At 71.4% G+C, this 8,781-nt stretch carries 7 protein-coding genes; 2 read left to right on the top strand and 5 right to left on the bottom strand.

Features of this window, described 5'->3' with window-relative positions; genetic code table 11:
* Window positions 1-317: 317 nt before the first annotated feature.
* From ABFX51_RS39660 to ABFX51_RS22710, 3 genes are read right to left on the bottom strand one after another with little or no spacing between them, the layout of a single operon-like run.
* Window positions 318-509 carry a transposase gene (locus ABFX51_RS39660; RefSeq protein ID WP_177228848.1) on the bottom strand — a complete coding sequence of 64 codons (192 nt, stop codon included), beginning with the start codon at window positions 507-509 and terminating at the stop codon, window positions 318-320.
* A 24-nt stretch (window positions 510-533) separates the two neighbouring features.
* Entirely contained in the window at window positions 534-1,769 is a 1,236-nt protein-coding gene (locus ABFX51_RS22715; RefSeq protein ID WP_091511681.1) for an LCP family protein, read from the bottom strand.
* Window positions 1,770-1,824: 55 nt separating this feature from the next.
* Window positions 1,825-3,096 (bottom strand): LCP family protein, encoded by a 1,272-nt coding sequence (locus ABFX51_RS22710; RefSeq protein WP_428832492.1) that lies wholly within the window; start codon window positions 3,094-3,096, stop codon window positions 1,825-1,827.
* Between the two features lie 168 nt (window positions 3,097-3,264).
* Here ABFX51_RS22710 and rfbB point away from each other — a divergent pair, with 168 nt between their 5' ends.
* Window positions 3,265-4,257, top strand: coding sequence for a dTDP-glucose 4,6-dehydratase (rfbB, locus tag ABFX51_RS22705; RefSeq protein WP_346054845.1), 993 nt, complete (start codon window positions 3,265-3,267; stop codon window positions 4,255-4,257).
* Window positions 4,258-4,265: 8 nt separating this feature from the next.
* Window positions 4,266-5,156: a dTDP-4-dehydrorhamnose reductase gene (rfbD, locus tag ABFX51_RS22700; protein ID WP_346054844.1), complete on the top strand. Its 891-nt coding sequence runs from the start codon at window positions 4,266-4,268 to the stop codon at window positions 5,154-5,156.
* Here the strand turns inward: rfbD and ABFX51_RS22695 are convergent.
* A complete protein-coding gene (locus ABFX51_RS22695; RefSeq protein WP_346054843.1) occupies window positions 5,132-6,217 on the bottom strand; it encodes a glycosyltransferase family 4 protein in 1,086 nt (361 codons plus the stop codon). The two genes, rfbD and ABFX51_RS22695, sit on opposite strands and share 25 nt — an antisense overlap.
* Window positions 6,210-8,717 carry a glycosyltransferase gene (locus ABFX51_RS22690; protein WP_346054842.1) on the bottom strand — a complete coding sequence of 836 codons (2,508 nt, stop codon included), beginning with the start codon at window positions 8,715-8,717 and terminating at the stop codon, window positions 6,210-6,212. The genes ABFX51_RS22695 and ABFX51_RS22690 overlap by 8 nt, the downstream gene beginning before the upstream one ends.
* Window positions 8,718-8,781: the final 64 nt, after the last annotated feature.

The following is an 8,781-nucleotide window of genomic DNA, read 5'->3' as shown; positions in this document are numbered from 1 at the left end:
GCACGACAGGCCACCAACGGTCACCTCAACCCGGGACAACGTCCCTGAACATCACACCTAGGTCATGGCTGACAACGTTGTGGTTCAGGTGATGACGGCGTGCAGGACGATGGCTGCCCGGTAGTCGGTGGCCAGCTTGTGTCCGCACCGGCCCTCCGGATGGGCGGGGCACGTACAGGTGTCGCATCAGGGGCAGGAACGTCGTCGAGTCCCCGGCCTGCCCCGCGGTCAGCAGCGTGACCAGTGGCCGTCCGTTCCCGTCGACGAGCTCGTGAATCTTCGTGGACGGCCCACCTCGTGAGCGGCCGAGCGCGTGGTCAGGCGGCTCGGTCCGAGGATGCGTGTAGTTCGACCCGGCCCCCTGTGGTGCGGGTGATATTCGTCTGCCACGGCCCGAACACCGGCGGCACATCCCGCCACGCGATTCCACACCGGTACCGGTAGATGATGCCCTCGACCATCGCCCGCGCATCCGAAAACGGCCGCCCCGGCTTACCGGTCCGAACCACGCCCGATCTTTCTCAGACACGCCACTAATTCACACACGTCACGCCGTTGATGCTGGTCTGCGCGTACCCGCCCGAGGCCGCCGCGCCACCACCGCCCGTGTGGCCCACGAGCCCGGCGACGTACTGCTGCACCGCCTTCGGGTCCACCTGCACGATGCTCTGCCCGTCCGGGCTGCGGCCGTTGATGGTCAGCACGGGGATGGTCTCGAACGACACGTCACCCGACGCCAGGCCCTTCGCCTTCTCCGCGAACTGCAGCAGGTCGAAGTCCGGGTCCAGCACGAGCGACCGGTGCAGCGCGTCGGTGAGGTCCGTCAGCTTCCCGGGGTTGGTCAGCACACCGGCCGACAGCACCTTGTGCAGTGCCGACCCGAGGAACACCTGCTGCCGCACGATCCGGTCGAGATCGCCCCGGGGCAGGTTCTTCCGCTGCCGCACGAACGACAGCGCCTCGCCGCCGGTCACCGTGTGCAGCCCGGCGGTGAAGTCCGCCCCGGAGTCCTTGTCCTCGGTCGCGTGGTTGAGGCACACCTGCACGCCGCCCAGCGCCTCGGTGATGAGGTAGAAACCGAGCAGGTTGACCTCGGCGTAGTGGTCGATGCGCACCTGCGTGAAGTTCTGGATGGTCTGGACCAGGGCCTTGCGGCCGGCCTGGTCCGAATCGCGCTCGACCGCCGCGGAGTCGCGCTCGCCCCGGGCGCGCAGCTGGTTCGCCGCGGCGGCCTTCGTGGTGCCGAACACCGAGTTGATCTTCGCCTGCCCGCCTTTCGGCACGTCCACCCACGTGTCGCGGGGGATCGAGAGCGCGACGGGCTTGCCGCCGTTCTTGGGGACGCGCAGCAGGATGAGGGTGTCGGTGTTGATCGTGCCCGTCTGCTCGGTGCGCAACGTCTTCAGCATCGACAGCGGCAGCGGGTTGCCCTGCATGTCGGTCCGCGCGTCCACGCCCACCAGCAGGATGTCCTCGGCGCCGTCGTCCGCGGGCGGTGGGGGTGGCAGGTCCGGGCTGTCCGGTTCGCCGAGCACGTCGGTGGTGTGCAGATCGCCCTGCACCTGGTGGTAGGTCAGGTACGCGTAGCCCGTGGCGGCCAGCGCGACCACCGACAGCAGGGCCAGTGCGACCTTCGCCACCCGCGCCGGGACCCGCCCCCGCCGCCGCGGCTCCGGCTCGGTCCCGGCTTCGGGTCCGGCCTCCGGTTCGGTCGTCCTCGGGTGCGGCGTCGGCTTCTGCTGCTCAGCGCCGTCGTCGTCGGTGTCCAAACCGGTTTCTCCCCCTGCTCGCCCCTGCCTGTCGTCCCAGGTTAAGGCACGGGGGTCAGTTCACACAGGCGACTTCGCCACCCGTGATGGGCGGGGGCGCGCTGGACGGCGGCGGCAGCGACCGGCCGGCGGCACCGGCGTTGGCCCGGCCGGCGGAACTCGGTGGTGCCTTCGAGGACGGGGGCGCCGACGAGGTGGTCGGCGGGGTGGCCGTGGTGGACGTCGCGCCGGGGTCGGCGGTGAGCCCGTCGACGAACTGGTGCACCTGCGCCGGGTCGACGCGCAGCACGTCCGCGCCGCCGATGACCGCGTTGCCGAGCGTGGGGATGGTGCGGAACTCGATGCGGCCGCTGTCGAGACCGCGCATCTGGCCGGCGAACTGGGTCAGGTCCCAGTTGTCGGAGAGCACCACGGACTTCTTCACGGCGGTGATCACATCACCGAGTTTCCCGGGGTTCATCAGGACGTCCCGCGACAGGACCTTGCGCGCGAGCCCCGACAGGAACGCCTGCTGCCGCGCGATCCGGTCCAGGTCCCCGTTGGGCAGGTCGTAGCGCTGCCGCACGAAGGCCAGCGCCTGCACGCCCTCGACGGTCTGCCTGCCCGCGGGCAGGTCGACGCCGGACTTGCGCTCGTGCACCGGGCCGTTCAGGCACACCTCGACCCCGCCGAGGGCCCTGGTCACCTCGTAGAAGCTGGCGAGGTTCACCTCGGCGTAGCGGTCGATCATGCCGGGCTTGCCCATGAAGTTCTCGAGCGTGGCGACGAGGTTCTGGCGGCCGGCGTTCTTCGCCTGCCGGTCGGCCTCCTTCAGGTCCACGCCCCGCTGCTGCAACTGGCGGAACCGCTCGTTGTAGGCGTAGACGAACGCCCCGTTGAGCTTGTGCTTGCCGAAGCCCCCGGCGAGTTCCACCCAGGAGTCACGCGGGAACGAGATCGCGACGGCCCGGCGCCCGTCCTGCGGGATGTGCACGAGGATCATCGTGTCGGTCTGCTTCTCGCCGTCGGCGTCCCCGGCGTGCAGCATGTCCAGCACCTCACGCGGCAGCGGGTTGCCCTGCCCGTCGGTGCGGCTGTCCATGCCCACGAGCAGGATGTCCACCGCGCCGTCGAGCGGGACCGCGTGCAACTCGTTGTCCGCGAACACTTCGCTGGTCGTCAGCCCCTGGTTCGGGTCGCCGACGAACTGCCAGCCGTACCACGTCAGCACCAGCACGGCGACGGACACGAGTGCCACGATGGCCTTGCCGCCCCGCAGGGCGAAGACCGCGAACCACGGCCTGCGCCTCCTGGGTGAAGGGATGGGCGGCGGGGGCCATTCGGGTATCTCTTCCGTGGCGTCCTGGCGGGTCGCAACCCCGTCGGTCACGGTCGCTCCTCCTGCCCCCACCATTTTGTGAATGCTTCCAGATTACTGTTCCCTCTACAGAGACGTGTCTCGGCTGGGTTACGTTGCCCGGGTTGCGGGAATCGATGTTCGGAAGGGCGGAAGCCGATGCGGGTGCTGGTGACCGGGGGAGCGGGTTTCATCGGGTCGCACTACGTGCGCCAGGCGCTGTCGGGTGCGTACCCGGCACTCGCCGACGCCGAGGTCGTGGTGCTGGACAAGCTGACCTACGCGGGCAACCCGGCGAACCTCGCCCCGGTCGCCGACAGCCCGCGGTTCGAGTTCGTGCAGGGCGACATCTGTGACGGCGCGCTGGTGTCGGAGCTGATGACGGGTGTCGACCTGGTGGTGCACTTCGCCGCCGAGTCCCATGTGGACCGGTCGATCCTCGGTTCGGCGGACTTCGTGCTCACCAACGTGCTGGGCACGCAGACCCTGCTGCAGGCCGCGCTCGGCGCCGGGGTGGGCAAGTTCGTGCACGTGTCGACCGACGAGGTGTACGGCTCGATCGCCGAGGGCTCCTGGCCGGAAGACCACGCGCTGGAGCCGAATTCCCCCTATTCGGCGTCGAAGGCGTCCTCGGACCTGCTGGCACGGGCCTTCTTCCGCACGCATGGCCTCCCGGTGTGCGTCACGCGGTGCTCGAACAACTACGGTCCGTACCAGTTTCCCGAAAAGGTCATCCCGCTGTTCGTGACGAACCTGCTCGACGGCGCGAAGGTGCCGCTCTACGGCGACGGCCTGAACGTCCGTGACTGGCTGCACGTGGACGATCACTGCCGCGGCATCCAGCTCGTCGCGGAGTCGGGCCGGGCCGGGGAGGTCTACAACATCGGTGGCGGCACGGAACTCACCAACCGGGAGCTGACCGAGCGGCTGCTCGCCGCGCTCGGCGCCGGCTGGGACCGGGTCGAGCCGGTGCCCGACCGCAAGGGTCACGACCGCCGGTATTCCGTGGACATCACGAAGATCAGCACCGAGCTGGGGTACCGGCCCCAGGTGCCGTTCGACGAGGGCCTGGCCGGCACCGTGCGCTGGTACCGCGAGAACCGCTCGTGGTGGGAGCCGCTCAAGGAGCGCGCCGCGCTGGCCGGGAAGTGAGGGCACCGATGCTCAGTGTGCTGGTACCCGGCGGATCCGGGCAGCTCGGCCGGGACCTGGCGGCGCTGGCGTCGCCGGAGGTGGACGTCACCGCGCCGGGGTCGGCGGAGCTGGACGTGACCGACGCGGGTGCGGTCATCGCCGCGGTCGGCGCGCTGGCCGAGCGGGCGCGGGAAGGCGGCCGGAAACCCCTGGTGGTCAACGCGGCGGCCTACACCGCGGTGGACAAGGCGGAGACCGACGAGCGGCGCGCGTTCGCGGTCAATGTGGACGGTCCCCGCGTGCTCGCGGCCGCGTGCTCGTCACGCGGGGTGCCGCTGGTGCACGTGTCGACGGACTACGTGTTCCCCGGCGACGCCGACCGGCCGTACGAACCGGAGGACGAGGTCGGCCCGCGCAGCGCGTACGGGCGGACGAAGGCCGCCGGGGAGGACGCCGTGCTGGGTTCCGGCGCGCGGGCCTGGGTGGTGCGCACGGCCTGGGTCTACGGGGTGAGCGGGGCGAACTTCGTGAAGACCATGATCCGGCTGGAAGGGGAACGGGACACGCTGTCCGTTGTGGACGACCAGCGGGGCTCGCCCACGTGGTCGGCCGACCTAGCCGCCGGACTGCTCGAACTCGGTCACGCCATTGTGGACGGTCGTGGACCCGACCGGCGGGTGCTGCACTGCACCGGCGGCGGCGAGACGACGTGGTACGGCTTCACGAGAGCGATCTTCGAGGAGCTGGGCGCGGACCCGGAGCGGGTGAAGCCCTGCACCACCGAGGAGTTCCCCCGCCCGGCGCCGCGCCCGGCGTGCTCGGTGCTGTCGAACAAGTCGTGGGCCGAAGCGGGGCTCACGCCGTTGCGGCACTGGCGCGAGGCGTTGTCCGCCTACTTCGCGGCCGCCCGCCGGTAGGCCTCGACGGTGGCGTCGGCGCACCGGCGCCACGTGAAGCCACCGGCGTGCGCACGGCGCTCGGCGGACAGCGACGGGTCGCGGACCTCGGAAACCGCTTCCCGCAGTGCTGCGACCAGCGCGTCCACTTCGCCGTAGGGCACCAGGTGGGCATAGCCGCCCGAGATCTCCCGCAGCGCCGGGATGTCGGTGCACACCACCGGCACGTCGCAAGCCAGCGCCTCCAGCACCGGGAGGCCGAACCCCTCCTCACGCGAGGGCAGCACCAGGGCCGAGGCGCCGGCCACCACGTTGCGCAAGTCCACTTCGGACAGGTAACCGGCGTGCCGGGCCCGGCCCGACACGTGCACCGGGCCTGGGCCGGAGAACACCAGCGGCGGCAGCTCGGGGGCGGCCGCGTGTCCCTTGAGCAGCCAGTCCAGCCCCTTGCGCGGGTTCGAGGCGCCGACGTAGAGCAGGTACTCCGCGGGCAGCCGCAGCCGCTCGCGCGTCTCCTTGTTCGGCGGCCGCCCGGTGAACCACGCCGCGTCCACGCCCAGCGGCGTCACCTGGATCTTCTCGCGGGGCACGGCGAGGCGTTCGGCGACCGTTTCGGCCACCGCCTCCGTCGGTGTGCAGACGACCCGGGCCTGAGCCGCACCCTGGCGCACCAGCCTGGGCAGCTCGCGGTCGCTCGGCGCCAGTTCCTCCGGCGCGTCGAGGAAGGCGAGGTCGTGGATCGTCAGCACCCCGGCGGCGCGCAGCGAACGCGGCAACACGAAGTTGGTGCCGTGCACGACGTCCGCCCGCCCGGCGAACAGTTCGACCGGCGGGAACGGCGAGTGCAGCCAGCTGGCCCGCAGCAGCCGCGCCGCGACGGGCATGCCGCGGGCGCGGGCACCGTGCGGGAGGACGTGCCGCAGCCGCCGCCAGCCGCGCAGCGTGAACGCCACCGCGCGAGTGTCCACATCGGAGCGTGAAGCCAGCTCCTCGGCCAGCGAAGCGGTGTAGCGGCCGATGCCCGTCCGCGCCCCGAGCAGGGGGGTGCCGTCGAGCAGGACTTTCAACGGCCGGTCAGCCACGGCTTCTGGCCAGCTTCTTCAGGCGTCCGGCGGCGCGCCGGGCCAGCTCCTTCGGACCGCCGTCGGCGAGGTACTCCCGCACCAGCGCGAGGTCGCGGCGGAGGGCTTCGGTGCCCCGCAACGGTGCCGAGACCACCAGGTCCGCCGACCCCGGCAGCCGGTCGGCGGCGGGACGCGGGTTCCGGCAGAACTCGACGAGCGGCTTGAGCGCCTCCGGCCAGGCGTACCGGCGGGCGACCGCGGCGATCCGCTCCTTGCACGCGGCGGCGAACTCCTCGTCGTACATCGCGCGTTCCAGCGCGTCCGCGAGGGCGTCGGCGTCCTCCGCCGGCACGACCACGCCGAGCTTCTCGTCCCGCACCAGGTCGGCGAACGCGTCGCCGTCGGTCGTCACGATCGGCAGCCCGGCCCACAGGTAGTCCAGCACGCGGGTGCGGAAGGCGAACGTGGTCTCGACGTGCTCGAAGTGCGTCGTCACCCCGCAGTCGGCGTCGAGCAGCCAGTTCTGCCGCTCGCCGTAGGGCACCCAGTGCTCGTTGAAGAACACGTGCTTGCCGGTCAGCCCCAGCCGGTCGGCGAGCCGCATCGTGCGCGCGCCGATGTCCATCTCCGCGACCTCGGGGTTCGGGTGCTTCATGCCGAGGAACACCAGCCGCACGTCGGGCCGCCGCTGCCGCAGCCGGTCGATCGCGCCGACGAGCGTGAGCGGGTCGAACCAGCTGTACACGCCACCGGCCCACAGCACGACGTGGTCGGTCTCGGCGATGCCGTCCAGCGTCGCGCGGAGACCGGGGCCGGTGCGCACGGGCGGTTCGGCGGGCAGGCCGAACGGGACGACGGCGAGCAGCGACTGCGTGGTCGGGTCGGCGTCGTACAGGCGGGGGGTGAGCCTGCCGAGCGCGGCGAGGTGGCCGAGCCAGAAGTGGCGCTGCCGCTCGGAGGCGCAGAGGAAGAAGTCGCCGCGCTCCAGCTGCGCGTCGAGCACGCGCGTGACGCCCACGAGGTCCGCGGCGCGCTTGTCGTCCGGTGCGCTCTTGCCCTGTTCGAGCAGCTCCAGGTGCATCGGGTCGTACAGGTCGCAGACCACGATCTTGTGCGAGTGCTCCGCCTTGAGCGCGGGTGCCATCTCCAGCACGTGCCCCTGCAGGATCACCACGTCGGCCCACTCGACCGGCTCGGTGAGGTCGCGCTTGCGGGCGGCGCTGACGGGGAACGGCGCGGGCGGGGGAGCGGCGACCGGGTTCACGGTGACCAGCCGGACGTCGTGCTCGGGGGCGAGGGCGCTCGCGATGTTCCAGGCGCGGATCGCCGGGCCCGCCATCCGCTCGGTGATCGCGTCACCGGTCAGCACGAGGATCCTGCGCCGCTGCCCGAACACGCTTTCGATGCCGAAGGCTTCGACGAGGATCTCGTGTGCGGCGAGGTAGCGCGGCAGCGGGTAGGCGGGCTCAAGTGCCTTGCGCAGCAACGGGATCAGGTCCGCGTCGGTGCGCACCCTGGCGGCCTGCTCGGCCTTGCGGGACTCGGCCAGCGAGGGCAGCAGCTCGACGAACTGGTCGATCGCCAGCACTCCCGCGAGCGTCGTCCTCGGCACCTCGACCGGCGTCGTGTCGACGGGCTTCACGCCCTTCGCGAGGTCGAGCTGCGTCGCGTCCAGCTCGCCGCGGGCGGTCGCGCGGCGGACGGCCAGCGCGAGCGCGGCGGGCAGCACCTTCGCCAGCGTTTCGTCGGAGACGTTCTTGTACAGCGCGGCGAGTGCGTTGCGCTCCAGCAGGAACGTCTCGCGGCCCGTGTCCGGAGCGTCCACTTCGGACATCGTGGCGTGGTGGCGGTGGTAGGCCAGCGACTCCGGCACGTACCGCACGCGCCAGCCCCGCAGGTTCAGCCGCCAGCCGAGGTCCACGTCCTCGTAGAACATGAAGAAGCGTTCGTCGAAGCCGCCGAGCTCGGTGAACACGCTCGCGCGCACGAACATCGCCGAGCCCGTGGCGAACAGGACGTCCTTGGCGGCCTCGTGCTCGCCGGACGGCAGGTCGGCGAGCGGGCTGCCCGCGTGCCGCTTGTAGCCCATGCCGAACCACGTCAGCCCGGCGTCCACGAAGTCGGTACCGGTGCCGTCCCAGTCCAGCACCTTGCTCGCGACGGCGGCGACGGTGGGTTCCGCCGTCAGGGTCGCGACGGCCGCGCGCACCCAGTTCCGGTCGGGGCGGGCGTCGTTGTTGAGGAACGCGAGAACGCTGCCCTGGGCGTGCCGCGCGCCGAGGTTGCAGCCGCCGGCGAAGCCGAGGTTCTCCGAAGACTCGACCAGCTTGATCCCGGGGACCGCCTTGAGCCGGGCCACGTCGTCGCCGCCGGAGGCGTTGTCGACGCAGATCACCTCGAGCCTGGGGTAGTCCAGGTCCTCGCTCAGGGCGCGCAGGCACGTGATCGTGTCGTCCGCGCCGCGGTAGTTCACCACGATCACCGAGACGAGCGGTAAAGGCGAATCCCCCTGGCCCAATGCCGACCTCCGTGCTCCGGTTGAAAGGAGCTTAGCGGCGCGTCAGCGCCTCCGTTGAGGGCGG

The sequence above is a fragment of the Amycolatopsis dongchuanensis genome (assembly GCF_039542405.1).
Lineage (GTDB): Bacteria > Actinomycetota > Actinomycetes > Mycobacteriales > Pseudonocardiaceae > Amycolatopsis_E > Amycolatopsis_E sacchari.
The sequence above is the reverse complement of the archived record's forward strand: the minus strand, read 5'-3'. Positions and strand labels throughout refer to the sequence as shown.